The 14,280-nt window shown below is 74.9% G+C and carries 10 protein-coding genes; 4 read left to right on the top strand and 6 right to left on the bottom strand.

What is annotated here, in order from left to right:
- Nucleotides 1–11: 11 nt before the first annotated feature.
- Together ACZ4EF_RS14005 and ACZ4EF_RS14000 are read right to left on the bottom strand one after the other, a co-directional pair.
- The gene (locus ACZ4EF_RS14005; protein WP_355340070.1) at nt 12–1,232 is read right to left on the bottom strand and encodes an MFS transporter; all 1,221 of its coding nucleotides are present in this window, start codon (nt 1,230–1,232) and stop codon (nt 12–14) included.
- Between the two features lie 141 nt (nt 1,233–1,373).
- Complete coding sequence (locus ACZ4EF_RS14000) at nt 1,374–2,780, bottom strand: FAD-dependent oxidoreductase (RefSeq protein ID WP_467504517.1); 1,407 nt, start codon at nt 2,778–2,780, stop codon at nt 1,374–1,376.
- 246 nt (nt 2,781–3,026) lie between these two features.
- Here ACZ4EF_RS14000 and ACZ4EF_RS13995 point away from each other — a divergent pair, with 246 nt between their 5' ends.
- Entirely contained in the window at nt 3,027–3,395 is a 369-nt protein-coding gene (locus ACZ4EF_RS13995; protein ID WP_391041647.1) for an ArsR/SmtB family transcription factor, read from the top strand.
- A 38-nt stretch (nt 3,396–3,433) separates the two neighbouring features.
- Here ACZ4EF_RS13995 and ACZ4EF_RS13990 read toward each other — a convergent pair whose 3' ends face one another.
- From ACZ4EF_RS13990 to ACZ4EF_RS13980, 3 genes are read right to left on the bottom strand one after another with little or no spacing between them, the layout of a single operon-like run.
- Complete coding sequence (locus ACZ4EF_RS13990) at nt 3,434–6,499, bottom strand: ATP-binding protein (RefSeq protein ID WP_467504516.1); 3,066 nt, start codon at nt 6,497–6,499, stop codon at nt 3,434–3,436.
- Nucleotides 6,500–6,502: 3 nt separating this feature from the next.
- On the bottom strand, nt 6,503–7,951 hold the full coding sequence (locus ACZ4EF_RS13985; protein ID WP_467504514.1) for a hypothetical protein: 1,449 nt from the start codon (nt 7,949–7,951) through the stop codon (nt 6,503–6,505).
- The gene (locus ACZ4EF_RS13980) at nt 7,951–9,354 is read right to left on the bottom strand and encodes a hypothetical protein (RefSeq protein ID WP_467504512.1); all 1,404 of its coding nucleotides are present in this window, start codon (nt 9,352–9,354) and stop codon (nt 7,951–7,953) included. The genes ACZ4EF_RS13985 and ACZ4EF_RS13980 overlap by 1 nt, the downstream gene beginning before the upstream one ends.
- Nucleotides 9,355–9,552: 198 nt before the next feature.
- On the opposite strand from ACZ4EF_RS13980, the gene ACZ4EF_RS13975 reads away from it, so the two are divergent.
- Complete coding sequence (locus ACZ4EF_RS13975) at nt 9,553–9,978, top strand: hypothetical protein (RefSeq protein ID WP_402712807.1); 426 nt, start codon at nt 9,553–9,555, stop codon at nt 9,976–9,978.
- A 129-nt stretch (nt 9,979–10,107) separates the two neighbouring features.
- The gene (locus ACZ4EF_RS13970; RefSeq protein ID WP_467504510.1) at nt 10,108–11,571 is read left to right on the top strand and encodes a hypothetical protein; all 1,464 of its coding nucleotides are present in this window, start codon (nt 10,108–10,110) and stop codon (nt 11,569–11,571) included.
- Nucleotides 11,572–11,643: 72 nt separating this feature from the next.
- On the opposite strand, the gene ACZ4EF_RS13965 is transcribed toward ACZ4EF_RS13970, so the two are convergent.
- On the bottom strand, nt 11,644–12,273 hold the full coding sequence (locus tag ACZ4EF_RS13965) for a class I SAM-dependent methyltransferase (protein ID WP_355340094.1): 630 nt from the start codon (nt 12,271–12,273) through the stop codon (nt 11,644–11,646).
- 265 nt (nt 12,274–12,538) lie between these two features.
- On the opposite strand from ACZ4EF_RS13965, the gene ACZ4EF_RS13960 reads away from it, so the two are divergent.
- A complete protein-coding gene (locus tag ACZ4EF_RS13960) occupies nt 12,539–13,696 on the top strand; it encodes a lactonase family protein (protein WP_467504508.1) in 1,158 nt (385 codons plus the stop codon).
- Nucleotides 13,697–14,280 lie beyond the last annotated feature (584 nt).

The following is a 14,280-nucleotide window of genomic DNA, read 5'->3' as shown; positions in this document are numbered from 1 at the left end:
GTACCGGCCGTTCAGGCCCGGGGCCTGGCGAGGAGGCCGAAGCCGATGCTGCCCGCGAGTGCGGCGGCGGCTCCGACCAGGAGGGCACCGCGTACGCCGCCGTTGTCGACCACGGCGCCGCCGATCGCGGAGCCGGCCGTGATGGCCACCTGGAAGGCGGTCACCTGCAAGGAGAGGGCGGATTCGACGCGCTTCGGCTCGGCGCGGGTGACCCACAACTGGGTGGCGACCGGGACCATGTTGAAGCCGAAGCCCCAGACGACGATCGCCACGACCGCGACGGGGAGCCCGGAGGTCGTGCCCAGCACGAGCAGGCTCGCGCCGAGCAGGACGGGCGCGACGACGACGGCGAGCCCGAGGCGCCGGGAGAGCGCTCCGGCGGCGAGGTTGCCCGCGAGGCCGCCCACACCCCAGCCGAGCAGCAGCCAGACCGTCGTACCCGAGGTGACCCGTTCGATCGCGAGCCGGATGTACGGGTAGGCGGCGAAGTTGCCGAAGGCCAGCAGCACGATGCAGCCCACCCCGGCCATCAGCCGCCGGTTGGCCAGCGCCTGCCGGAGCATGCCGAGCCCCGCCCCCGGCTGGGCGGGCACCGGCGGCAGCGTCGCCACCACGGCGGCCAGCGCCAGCAGGCTCAGGCCCGCGGCGGCCCAGAACACCGGCCGCCAGCCCACCGCGTCGCCGAGGACCGAGGAGAGCGGTACGCCGACGATGGTGGCCGCGCTCACGCCCAGCGCCAGGCTGGTGGACACGACGTGGTCGCGCCCCGGCGCCGCGCTCGTCCCCGCCCCGAGCGCGAACGACCAGAAGCCCGCGATGGCCACGCCCAGCAGCAGGCGGCCCGCGAGCAGCAGCGGGAAGTTCGGCGTCACCGCCACCACCGCGTTGGACAGCACGGCGGCGGCGAGCAGGCCGATCAGTACGGTCCTGCGGTCGGTGCGCGGCAGCAGCACGGCGATGGTGGGCGCGGTGAGCGCGCCCGCGATCGCCGTGGCCGCGACGGCCAGCCCCGCCGTGCCCTCGCTGACGCCGACGTCCGACGCCATGGCGGGCAACACGCTCGCGGGCAGGAATTCGCTGCCCACCAGGGCCCCGATCCCCAGCGTGAGCGCCGCGACCGGGGCCCAGGAGGCCGCGCCGGGTCCGCCGCCCGCGGCGGCCTCCACGGACGGGTCGTCCGTGCCGCGGACCGCCGCCGGCTCGGTACTGGTCGCATAGCTCTCTGAGGTCATGCGCCCAGTCTCACGGGCGCGGCCCGCCGCGGCTTGACCGTTCGGCCGCACTCCTTGATGGCGCGGCCGGACCCCCGCGACCGGACCTGTGGCTGGACCCGCGACCGGACCCCGCGCCCGGACCCCCGTGGCGCGGCCCGCTCAGCAGCAGCCCGCCGGGCCCTCCTGCGCCACTGCCGCCGGTGCCCCGACGCCGAGCTGGACGAGTCGCGGCGTCGGGGCGCAACAGCCGCCGCCCTGACCGGCGTTGGCGTTGGCGTCGGCTTCGGCACCGGCCTCGTCGTAGAGGCCCGCGCCGCCGCAGACTCCGGTGCCGGGGAGGGTGAGTTCGACGCGGTCGGCGGCTTCGAGGTCTCCGGCGACGGCGGCGGCCACCGAGCGGACCTGCTCGTAACCGGTCATGGCGAGGAAGGTGGGCGCGCGGCCGTAGGACTTCATGCCGACGAGGTAGACGCCGCTCTCGGGGTGGGCCAGTTCGCGGTGCCCGTGGGGGTAGATCGTGCCGCAGGAGTGCTGGTTGGGGTCGATGAGCGGGGCGAGCGCGACCGGGGCCTGGAGGCGTTCGTCCAGGCCGAGGCGGAGTTCGGACAGGAACGACAGGTCGGGGCGCAGGCCGGTGAGCACGACGACCTCGTCCACCGGGTCCAGGCGGCGGCCGTCGTCGCCGACCAGGACGACGCGGCCGTCGGCGGCGCGCTCGACGGCCTCGGTGCGGAAACCGGTGACGGCGTCCGCGTGCCCGTCGTCCACGGCGGCCTTCGCGGCGAGGCCGAGGGCGCCGCGCGCGGGGAGCTGGTCGGCGGTCCCGCCGCCGAAGGTCGAGCCGGACAGGCCGCGGCGCAGCACCCACACCGCGTGCGTCCCCGTACCGCCGTCGGCCTCGGCCAGGTCGGCCAGGGTGGCGAGCGCGGTGAAGGCGGAGGCGCCGGAGCCGATGACGGCGGTGCGTTTCCCCGAGTAACGGGCCCGTACGGAAGGGTCGTTGAGGTCCGGGACACGGTAGGCGATACGGTCGGCCGCCGCGCGCTCGCCGAGGGCCGGGAGCCCGTTGGCGCCCGCGGGGGAGGGCAGGGTCCAGGTGCCGGAGGCGTCGATGACGGCGGAGGCGAGGACGCGCTCCTCACGTCCGTCGGCGAGGACGTAGTCGACGGTGAAGGGCTGCCGCTCGCGGTCGGCGTCCACGATCCGGTCCCGGCCGACGCGGGACACGCCGGTCACCGTGGCGCCGTAGCGGACGGCGTCGCCGAGGACGTCGGCGAGCGGCTGGAGGTAGCGCTCGGCCCAGTCGCCGCCGGTCGGGTACGCCGCCGGGTCGGGCCTGGTCCAGCCGGTGGGGGCGAGCAGCTCCTCGGCGGCGGGGTCGGTCAGCTCGGCCCAGGTGGAGAAGAGCCGTACGTGCGCCCAGCCGCGTACGGCGTGGGCGGCGCGGGGCCCGGCCTCCAGTACCAGGACGGCCTGACCGCGCGCGGTCAGGTGGGCGGCGGCGGCGAGGCCGGTCGGACCGGCTCCGATCACGACGGCGGGCGGTGCGGTGGTGGACGCGCTCACGGTGCTTCCCCTCTGAGGTCTCTGGCTCTCGGAGTCCCGGAGTCCCGGAGTCCCGGAGTCCCGGAGTCCCGGAGTCCCGGAGTCCCGGACGCTCGGACGCCCGGACTCTCTGATTCGACATCTGTCGATGTCCTGTGCCGCCAGAGTGGCACCTGAATCGATAACCGTCAAATTAGATGTCCGTCGAATCCGTCGCTCCCGACGTCCGGGCCGCCGCCCTGATTCGACATGTGTCAACATAGATGCATGTCGAAAACCGAGCCGCTCCCCGCGCCTGCGGCGGACACCGCGCCCTGCTGCCCGCCGCTGAGCGAGCGCGCCCTGACGGCCGAGGAGGCCGAGCGGACCGCGGCGATGTTCAAGGCGCTCGGCGACCCCGTACGGCTGCGGCTCTTCTCGCTCATCGCCTCGCACGACGGCGGCGAGGCGTGCGTGTGCGACATCTCCGACGTCGGCGTCTCCCAGCCCACGGTCTCCCACCACCTCAAGAAGCTCCGCGAGGCCGGACTGCTCACCTCCGAGCGGCGCGGGACCTGGGTCTACTACAAGGTCGCGCCGTCCGTCGTGGCGGGCATGGGCAGTCTCCTCGGCCCGCCCGGTGCCGCGCGCCGGTAAGGGCTACGGCCGAGGCCCGCGCCGGGCCGCAGCGGCGGTCAGACGACGATGGAGGTCAGGGCGGCCCACAGCAGGGGCGAGTGCTCGACACGGCCGGTGGCACGCCAGCGGCTGAGCCGTTCGCGCTGCCAGCCGGTGAAGTGGCGTACAGGGTCCGGGTCTTCGTGGGCGGCGTCCACGGCGAGGACCGCGTCGGTCAGGGGGCGTACGGCCTCCGGCAGGCCGCCGAGGCGGTGGAAGGCGAAGCTGGTCGGGAGCGGCCAGCGCGCGGCGGTGACCAGCTCCGCGCCGTTGTGGAGCATCGCGGTCGCCAGCCCGAACGACTCGGCGAAGCGCAGGTCGCCGCCGCTCTCGCAGCCGATGAGGGCGACGCGCGGCGGCGCGGGCCAGATGCGGGCGCCCGGCTCGCCGTCCGCGCGCAGGGGGAGCGTGCCGAGCAGCAGGTCCTTGGCGGACAGCGGCCGGTGGGTGCGGACCGGCTCGGCGAGGCCGTCGGTGCCGGGCCCGCAGCACAGATGCAGGGTGCCGTCCTCGCTCTGCCCGCCCTCGACCGGCGCGCCGCTCACGTGCCCGACGTACATCAGCCGCCGTGGCCGCTTCCGCAGCGCCCCGCTCAGCCAGTCCCGGTCGAGGTCGGTACGGCGGAACGCCTCGGCGGGCGCGGCCACGGACGGTACGACCGCGCCCGCGTCGAGGCGGCGCCGGACGAGGGACAGCAACTCCGGGTCGGAGCCGGGCGGTCCGAGGACCGAGCCGAGCGGGGAGTCGGCCCGGAAGCCGGGCACGCGGGGGTCGAGGACGAGGACGACGGCGTCGGTTTCGCCGTGGGGCACGGCGACGGGGGCGTCGGCTTCCCGAGTGTCGGCGCCCGCGTCGGCGCCCGCGCCGGTGACCCGCGTCCGCCGCAACGACGCCGGTGCGGTCGTCACGACGTCCGCCAGCTCGATGAGCCGTACGTCGCCGGTGTCGTCGACGGCCAGCAGTTCCCAGGGGACCTGCGCCACCCTCGGCGACGGCTGGATACGGATCAGCGGACGGCCCGCCCGCGCCGCGACCTGCCGGATCTGCTCCGTCAGCCCCTCGGGCCACAGCGCCCGGGCCAGCTCCCGCGCGAGCCGGTGCTCGGCCTCGCGGTCGGTCAGCGCGCCCGTGGCGAAGGCGCGCCGCATTCCCTCCGCCCCGTCGCCCGCCCCCGGCAGCGCGGCGGCCAACGCGCCCACCGCGCGGTCGACTTCGTCGGCGGGCCCGTGGCCCGTGCCGAAACCGCGCACTCCGCCGGCCCACGTCCAGGCCATGAACAGGTCGTCGGCGTCGGCCAGCCGGATCTGGACCACCGGGCGGGCCGTGAGGTCGTTGGTGACCCAGAACGGCACCTCCTCCTCGTCCACGATCCGCCGCTGATAGCGGAACTCGGCCGCGGCGACGTACTCCTGGAGCGCGACGCGGCCGGACTCCGCCGACATCCGCACCTTCGGCGGCGGCGCGACGCGCAGTCCCGCGGAGGCGGCGGCGTCCGCCGCCACACCGCCGAGCGTGGGCGCGGAGCCGTCGCGCCCGCCGGGCCCGTAGACCTTCACGGCCGCGCCGGGGAAGACGGCGGGCCCGGCGGCCCCGGTGCGCGTGGCCGACGCCGTCGTACGGTCCAGGGCCAGGGAGGCGCCCGCGCAGCGGTGCTCCACCAGCTCGAACAGGAGCCCCTGGTCCTGGCGTCGTACGGCGAGCCGGAAGGCCAACGCCATGGCGTCGTCGGCGAGTTGGAGCCATTGGCTGCGGGCGTGGGCGGTGGCGAAGTCGTAGCGCGCGGCCTCCAGGGCGAGTGCGGCGGGAAGCGCGAGGGAGAGCGCGGTGCCGACGGACTCCGGCTCGCGGGCGCCGTGGTCCGTGACGTTCAGATTGTGCTCCAGGGTCTTCGCGAGCAGGAGATCGACCTGCGCGCACCGCTCGTACACCTCCCGCGCCTGGTACGCGTCGCGGGCCTGCTGGGCCAGCCGCTTCATCTCGGTGATGTCGCCCCGGTCGTACGCCTGTTGGGCGCCCAGCAGCATGGTGTCGGCGGCGGCGATGACGGCGCCGAGGCGTTCGAAGCGGGCCAGGCTCGACTCCAGCAGGCCGGCGGCGCGGGTGGCGTCGCCCCGCAGACCGGCGAGGTACCCGCGGGCCTGTTCGCAGACCGCCAGGTCACCGAAGCGCTCCTGTTGGGCGAAGACCGCCGCCGCCTCGGCGAACAGCCGTTCCGCGAGGTCCGGTTCGCCCCGGTGCATCGCGGTGTACGCGCGGTGGACGACCAGCGTCCGCTGCTCCCCGACGTCCCCCAGCGCGCGGAAACCGTCCTCCGCGCGGGTGAAGTAGTCCTCGGCCAGGTCGTACCGCCCGGTCGAGGAGCAGATCAGACCGAGGGCGGTCAGGAGGCGGGGCACGGTTTCCAGTACGGGACGTGCGGCGGCCTGCGCTCCGGGTTCCGTCGCGGCCTCCGTTCCGGGTTCCGTTCCGGCTTCCGTCGCGGCCTCCTTAGCGGTCTCCGCCCCGGCCTCCGGCATCGTGGACAGCAGGGCCGAGGCGTGCTCCTCGGCTCTTCCCCACTCGCCGCGTTCCATCAGCAAGTGGACCCGGTTCAGGCCGAGTTCGGACGCGCGCAGCCCCTCGACGTCCTCGAATTCGGGCAGCCGGAGCGCCGCTTCGTCCAGAGACGCCAGCGCCTCGTCCAGGCGCCCGGACCTGCGCAGCAGGTCGGCCCCGCAGAGCAGCGTCTTCAGCAGCACCTCCAGCCACAGTTGACGGCCGCGCGGTCCCATCGGCTCGGACGCGATGCCGTCCAGGAGGCGGCGGGACCGTTCGACGGCGTCCTCGGCACCGGTCAGGTCGGTGGCGGTGAGCCGGACGCTCGCGAGGTCGGAGAGCAGATGGGCCCGGAGGAACCGCACGTCGGGCGAGTCCTCGACCGACTCGGCCAGCGCGAGCAGTTGCTCGTACACGGCGGACGCGGCCCCGTGATCCGCCGCCAGTTGGTGCTCCTGCGCCAGCGCGAAGCCGGAGTCGAACGGCTCCCCGTAGAGCTGTATCACCTCCGCGTCCGGCCCGGCGCTCCCCTCGTCACCCGTCGTCATGCGTCAGTAGTCCTCACCCGTGGTGGTGGCGGCGACGATCTCGGCGAGGAAGGGGGCCGAGGGCGTGACGCGGGCCGACGCGTCGTACGGCGCCATGCCCTCGGCCGGTCGGGCCGCCGCGCTCACGAGGCGGTCCCGGACCAGCGCGCGGACCGCCTCACGGTCGGCGTGGCCTTCCGGGCCCGGACCGGGGTCGAAGCCCGGCAGCAGTACGGCGACCTCGAAGCGCGGCGTCAACTCCCCTGTGGACAGGCCCGGTTCCAGATCCGCGCGGCCGGTCCACACGTCGTCCCGCCGGGTGAGGGGCGCGCGGACCGGGAGCCCGCCGTTGACCCGTACCTCCGCGACGAGGGGCGCGCCGCCGACGGGCGCCGCGATGTGCGCGACGACCTCGACCTCGATCCGGCGCCGCCCGCCGAGCGCGCGCGCCGTCCAGGACACCGCCGACTCGGCGGCGTCCACGAACCCGGGCGGGTAGCGGCGCCAGTCGTTGGTCCCGGTGCCCCGGGCGATCACCCGGCCGCCGACGGGGAGGGGTTCGCCCGCCGCGAGCGTGTAGCCGAGGCGGGAGGCGAAGAGCGCGCCAGGGGTGAGGGGCGCGGGTGCCGTACGGTCCGCGTCCAGGTCCGCAACCTGGTCCGCAACCTGGTCCTGGTCCTGGTCCGCATCCAGCTCCGCGCGGAGGCGGCGCAGCTCCGGTCCGTCGAGACCGGCGGCGTCGGCCGCGCCGTCGATCAGCCGCAGCACGCTCTCCAGGTGACGCGCGGTGTGCCCGGACCGCGGCTCCGCGCGCCACCACCGCACGAGCGGGTCGAGAGCGGCCTGATGGTCCTCGATCAGTTCCGCCACGCAGTCGTCCGGCTGGTCCCCGCGGTCGTCGAACAGCTCCTGGCACCGGTGGGTGAGCGCGGCCAACTCCAGCCCGAGAACGTCCGGTTCGAGCGCCGGAATCCCGTCCGCGTACGACGCCGGCCACCACCGGGAGGCCCAGTGCCCGAAGGCGAGGCGGGCGGCGGCGTCCGCCAGAGCGGTTCCGTCGCCGGTCACCCGCGCTGGTGCCGGGCCCGCGACCGTGTCCCCGGCCGCCTCTCCTGTCGTGTCTCCGGCCCCCTGTCCGCCCGCGCAGGACCGCACGGCAGCGGCGGCGCGCTCGCCGTACACCGCCCACAGCCACTGCTGCGCACGCTCCACGTCGTGCACCTCGGCCACCGGCAGGACCGGGTCCCCGAGGACGGGCCAGACCAGGACCGCGCCCGCGACGTCGAGGACGGCTTCGGTGAAGCCGGGGCCGGGGCCGGGGCCGGGGCCAGGGCTGGGGTCCGGGCCGAGCGGGTCGCCGCCGTTATCGGCAGGGGAGCCGTCGGGAGGGCCGGGGGAAGGGCCGGGACCGGCGGTGATCCGTACCGCCCCGTCCTCGCCCCGCGTGACGTAGAGGTCCGCGCCCGCCGCCATCACGCGCTCCTCGGCTCGGCCGCTTCCGCGGCGGCGCCCGCCGACAGGCTCCGCAGCGCCGACCTCACCCTCGCGCGGTGGTCCATCATCACCGAGCGCGCGACCCCGTCGAGCACCGCCCAGGCCGCCCCGGCGTCCGCCAGCGGCGCCCCGTGGACGTCCCGGCCGTGCAGCCGTACCCACAGCCTCCGCATGTACGCGGCCCACGGCGCGCGGAGGTCGTGCGCGAGGGCGTCCAGGACCCCGCCGTCCGGGTCGGGCCGAGGGGAGACCGTCATCCTGCGGGCGCGCAGGACCGAAGCCTCGCGCCGCCAGCGGCTGTTGACGGCCCGGTGCGCGGCCGTCCGCCCCAGCGCGGATTCGCCGCTGCCCAGCGGGTCGAGGCCGACAGCGAGCCGCCCGCCGAGGACCGCGGCGACCCGCAGGCTCTCGTCGTACAGACCGAGCGGGGCGCAACCGCGGCCGACCTCCCGGTCCACGAGGTCCGGCACAGCGGGCAGTTCGTCGCGCCGGGCCGACGACTGGAGGACGACGAAGAGCCGTTCGAAGAGCGTACGGTCCAGGGGCGCGGGAAGCGTGGCCGTCGAAGCGCCCCGTCCGACCTCGGGACACGGCGGCGACTGCCGTGCGGTGAGCCCGAGATGAGGCGGCAGATCGGCCCGGCCCCACACCCCGCCGCCCGCGTCCGCCGCCCACAGCGCCCGGCCGAAGGACGCGCCGTGGCCCGCCTCGACCATGGCCGCGTACCGAACCGAATTCCGCGACCGGTCAGGGGCGTTGCTGCCGCCGTTGCCGCCTCCGCAGGACTCCAGCACCTCGGCCGCCGCGACGGCCGCCGTGAACGCGTCGGCAGCGGGGGCCGGTTGACGGCTTTTCCAGCGGGCGGCCAACTCCCTTTCGAGGTGGGCGCGTCGGACGCCGTCCGCCAGGTGCTCCTTCAGCGCCTCCACCGTGCGTCCGCCGGCCGTGTCGGCCACGTCCTCCACGACGTCCCTGGCCACTGCGTCCGCACCGGCCGCGGGCGGCCCGTGTTCCGTGGCCAGTTCGAAGCAGCGCTGGAAGTACAGGTCCTGGGGGTTGCCGGCCACGACGCCCAGCGCCCTGCGGGTCCTCTTGAGCAGCGTGAACCACCGCGCCGTCGCCTCCAGCCGCCCGCCGGACTCCCGGATCAGCGCCTCCAGCCGCGCGGCCTGCTCCGGCAGGAGGAAGTCCGCCGCGAATTCGGGGTGCAGCGCCGGCCGGACGATCAGCGGCAGCACGATCAGCTTGACGGTCCTGGTCAACGGCGCCCCGCCGGGGCCGCTCAGCGATTCCAGCCCGGGCCCGAGGGCACGCCACGCCCGGTCGATGACCATGGCGCGCGCTCGGGCCGGGGCGCCGGTCGGCTGGCTGGCAGGCGGCATGTGAGGAGCGTACGTCGTACGGAATCGGGCTGGCGAACCTGGGATCGGTAGGTGTTCCCGGCCCCCTAGCGTCCCTGTCGTCAGCCCGTCGACCCCCGTCTCCGTACCGCACCGGGTGCGCGTCGGGCGTGCACAGGCCGTGCACAGGGCGTGCGCCGGGCGGCACGGGACCGGGCATCACCAGAAGGAGCAGCCGTCATGGGAATCTTCAGGAAGCGCCGTCAGAGCCGCGAGGAGCGGGCGGCCGAGATCGCCGGCAAGGTGGCCAGCGGCAAGGGCTTCTACGGCCGTACCACCCGCGCGTTCCTCGGCGAGGAGGACTTCAGCCGGGTCCAGCAGTCCATCGGGGCGTACAACTCCGGCCTCGACGTACAGCAGTTGCTCGCGGCCGGGGCGCCGACCACCCCCGCCGTGGTCGTGTCGATCAGCGACACCGGCAGGCTCGTCAACTTCGACCCGGTGGTCGACCTGGTCCTCCAGCCGAACGGGACCGCCGACCGGATCGCGCTCCAGACCATCGTCTCCAAGCTGCGGATTCCGCGCGCCGGGGACCAGGTGCTGCTGGTGGCGGACCCCGCCCGGCCCGGCGGCTACCTGTACGCCGGGGACGGGGTCACGCCGTGAGGGCCGCCCGTACTCCGGCGCGGGTCCCGGTCCCGACGCCGACGCCGATGCCGACGCGCCCGCCGACGCCGTCGCGCCCGCCGACGTCCGCGTTCGTGTCCGCGTAGGAAACTCTCCGGGGAGGGTCACATGCGGAGCTACGCCGGTGCGTTCATCGGCAATCTCCTCTTCACCGCGATCTGCTGCATCGCGGGCCCGTTCTTCCTGCTGATGGGGCTCCAGATATGGCACGGCGGGACCGACCGGGGCGCCGCGCTGGCCTGCCTCGGCGTCGGCCTGGCCGGCACGGTCACGATTCCCGTCGCGGCCTACACGTCCACGCGGCAGGGGTTCCCCCGGATCACGCGCCGGGACCGGGCGAAGGACGCGAGTGTCCGCTACGACGACGACACTCTCGTGATGCTGACGCCGGAGTCCCCCAAGGGCCCGGCGCGGGCGTGGCTGGCGCGGGCCGACGTCCTGGAGGCGTCATTGGTGCGCTACAGCCCCGACGGCGAGGCCACCTTCACGAAGCACTTCGGCAACTACACGCCCGACGAGTTCACGCCGCTGATCCGGCTGAGGCTGCGGGTGCACGGCGTCGAGGGCGCCGACCCGTTCGAGGTCACGCGGGAGTGGCGGGTGCCGTCCATGTGCCTGTCCGCCGTGACGGCCGGGCGCCTGGTCGTCCTCGTCCACCCGGCCTCTGCCGCCGGACCTGCCGCCGGACCTGCCGCCTGGCCTCCCGGCTCCTCGGACGCCGTCCCCGGCACAGCCTCGGACGCCGCCCCGGCCACCCCCGGTGAGGTCACCGCCCAATGGCCGCGCAGCCTGCTGCTCGCGGGGACGAGGACCAGTCGGCTGCTCGACCTCGACGGCCACCGCACCGACGTCACCCGGCGCCCCGGCCGCCTCCTGGAGCAGATGCGGATCTCACGGGCGGCCGGAGGAGTCGTGATGACCGGCGACACCATCGACCTGCGACGACTGGACCCGCACACGGCCGGGCGCTACGCCGCCCTGGCCGAGCGAATCCGCGCCCACCCCGAGGACCGCGCACCGGTCACGGAACCGGGGGAGGAGGCCCGCTGGATCGTGGACGAACTGCCCGGCGCCACGGGCGAGTTCGGCTCCTCGGGCCGCCGCTGGTCCCGCCGTGGCGGCCACCTGATCCGCGCCCGCTTCGTCGAACTGCGCGGCACGACCACCTTCCAGGACCACGGCCCGGTCCTCGACACCGTCGTCCGCGTCCAACCGGAGGACGGCACGCCGCCGTTCGACGCCGCCCGCCGCCTGACCCTCCCGATGAACTACCTCGCCGTCCTCCACCGCACCCGGGACGTCGTCCTGTGCGTCGCCCCGCGCGGCACGTCCTACGTCGTCGACTGGCCCCGCACCAACCTCCTCGCGGGCGTCACCCCCGCCAAAGTCATCACCCCCGACTCGGCCGAACTCCCCCTCACCGGCCGCCCCGACCTCATCTGGCCCCTGATGACCCTCCTCGCCGCCCACGGCCTGTCCGCCCCGGCCCCCACTCTCGACCTCCGCCGCCGCCGTATGGCCCCCATCGCGCCGTTCGCCCTGCGGATACTGGACTCGGCGCCTCCCCGCTGACCCGGCGAAGTCGGCGCGGGCCTCCCACCGCGCCGCCTCCGCCGGGGCAACCGCCCTTGCCGGAAACAGCCGTTAGAGGCGGCGGCCCAGCAAGTGGGCGTCGAGGAAGCCCCGTTCGGAGGCCGGGTCGTGGACCAGGCGGGCGAGGTTGAACAGCCCCGCCCCGGCGAGGAGTTCGGCGAAGCGGTCCACCGGCCAGCTGTAGGCGGGCGTGACCTTGTGGTCGAAGCGGACCGGCTCCGGCCCTTCGGTGGCGAAGAAGGAGGCCATGAGCAGGCCGCCCGGGGCCAGGACGCGTACCTGTTCCGCGAGGAGCGCGGGCACTTCCTCCGGCGGGGTGTGGATCATCGAGTAGTGCGCCAGCACGCCGCCCAGTGCCCCGTCCTCGACCGGCAGCGCCTCCATCCGCGCCTCGTCGAACCGCAGCGCCGGATGAGCGCGCCGGGCGTGGCCGACCATGCCGGGCGAGAGGTCGAGCCCGAAGGCGTCCAGCCCCAGGTCGTGCAGCATGGCCGTCATGTGCCCCGGCCCGCACCCGAGGTCGGCCGTCCGCACGTTCCCCGTCCCGCGCACCAACTCGGCGAAAGTGCCGAGCATGCCCCGCGCGAACGGCTGCGTCTCCAGCCGGTCGGCGAACAGCGACGCGTACAGCTCGACGACCCCGTCGTAGGCCGCCCTGGTCCCGTCCTGGTGTTCCGCCACGCGAAGGAAGCTAACACCTCCGCCACCGCCGCCGCCCCCGTGTGACAGGCCCCGCCCGGCGCTCAGGGACGGCCCCGCCCCACCCCGTCCACCTGGACTTTTACGGGCCTGGGGCCGTTCGACTGGGCCGCTCACCACAACGGCCGAACCTGGCCCCGTCGGTCACGGTTCGTGTCCGCCGCCGGCCCGATCCTGGCGGCGGACCGCATCTGCCCAGGCCGTGGGCAGGGGGCCATCTCGCCGACCCATCTCCCGAAGGGGAACGATGAAGCGCATTCTCTCGCTCACTCACGCCGCCTGGACCGCCGCAGCAGTGGCGGGCTCCATGGCGGTGTTCGCCCTCCCGTCCGCGTCGGCGGCGGCGTCGCCCGCCCCGTATCCCAGCGGTTCCGAGGGTCCGGTGTTCGTCCAGACGGACAACACCGCCCACAACGAGATCGTCGCCTACCACCGCGCCCCCGACGGCTCCCTCAGCCGACGCGGCACCTTCGCCACCGGCGGCAAGGGCGGTGTCCTCGACGGCTCGGTCGTCGACCACCTCGCCTCGCAGGGCTCGCTCGTCCACGACTGCGCGCACCACCTGCTCTTCGCCGTCAACGCGGGCAGCGACACCGTCACCGTCTTCTCGGTCGACGGCGAGAGGCTCCACCGCGAGCAGGTCATCACCTCCGGCGGACGTTTCCCCGTCAGCCTCACCGTCCACGACGATCGGGTCTACGTCCTCAACGCCCGCGACGGCGGCTCCGTCCAGGGCTACCGGATCGCCGGGGGCAAGAGGCTGGAGCGCGTCGGCGGGTGGAGGCGGGAGCTCCGCCTCGACACCACGACGGCGCCGGAGTTCACCCACACCCCCGGCCAGGTGTCCTTCACCCCCGACGGGTCCCGACTGATCGTCACCACGAAGGCCGGCGGCAGCAGCGTCGACGTCTTCCGCGTGAGCCCGTCCGGCGCCCCGTCCGCCCGTCCCGTCGTGAACGTGGAGAACGGGGCGGTCCCCTTCGGCTTCACCTTCGACAGCGGTGGCCGCCTGGTCGTCACCGACGCGGGGACCAACGCCGTGCTGACCTTCGCGGTCCGCGAGGACGGCCACGTCGTCCGGCTCGACAAGGTGCTCACCGGCGAGCAGGCCACCTGCTGGATCTCCCGCGCCGGGGACCGCTTCTACGCCTCCAACGCCGGCAGCAACGCGGTCTCCGGCTTCCGGCAGACCCGCCGGGCGACGCTCGAACCGCTCGGCACCACCGCTACCGGCGCGGGTTCCACGGACTCCGCCGTCACCCCCGACGAGCACTTCCTGTACGTCCAGACCGGCGGTACGGGCGGTGTCGACGCCTTCCGCGTCGAGCGGGACGGCTCGCTCCACAAGGTCGGCACCGTCATCGTCCCGGACGCCGTCGGCGGCGAGGGAATCGTCGCCCTGTAGAGCCCGGGACCGCTCGTAGAGCCCGGGACCGGCTGTAAAACCTGGCACCGGCTGTAGAGCCTGGGACCGGCTGTAAAGCCTGGCACCGGCTGTAAAGCCCGGGACCGCCCGGAGAGTCACCGCCGCGCGCCGCGCGGCACGGGCCCGTCGAAGCGGCTTTTCGGCGGGCCCCACGGCGTTCTCGGCGGTGACGACCGCCCGCCGCCGCCCGGGGGGGTCTTGACAAGGCCCGCCACCTGGCACGTACGTTCATTCCGCACCGTCAACCCGCATCACGCGGCCGAAGCGTTCTCCCGGCCGCGTCGCTGTGCCCGGCTTTCGCCGCCGGGCCGATCGGAGTCGTCGTGAAGGGATCGCGCGCCGTATCGGTCGGGGCCGCCCTTCTGCGGCCCGGCCGGACGAAGCGTCGGCACGTCGATCTGTGCCGGATCCACACCACGCTCTGTCGCTGACGATCCGCCGTCCACGACGGCTTTCTCCCCCTCTTCTCCGGGTACCGCCGCGCGTTTTCGCGCGCCTCCGCACCTCGCGGCAGCACGTCCGCGCACAGGGGCGGGCACCCGCGCGGCCCGTCGGCCCGCGCC

Source organism: Streptomyces sp. NPDC025721 (genome assembly GCF_055558595.1).
This window is presented reverse-complemented; position numbering and strand designations above follow the sequence as displayed.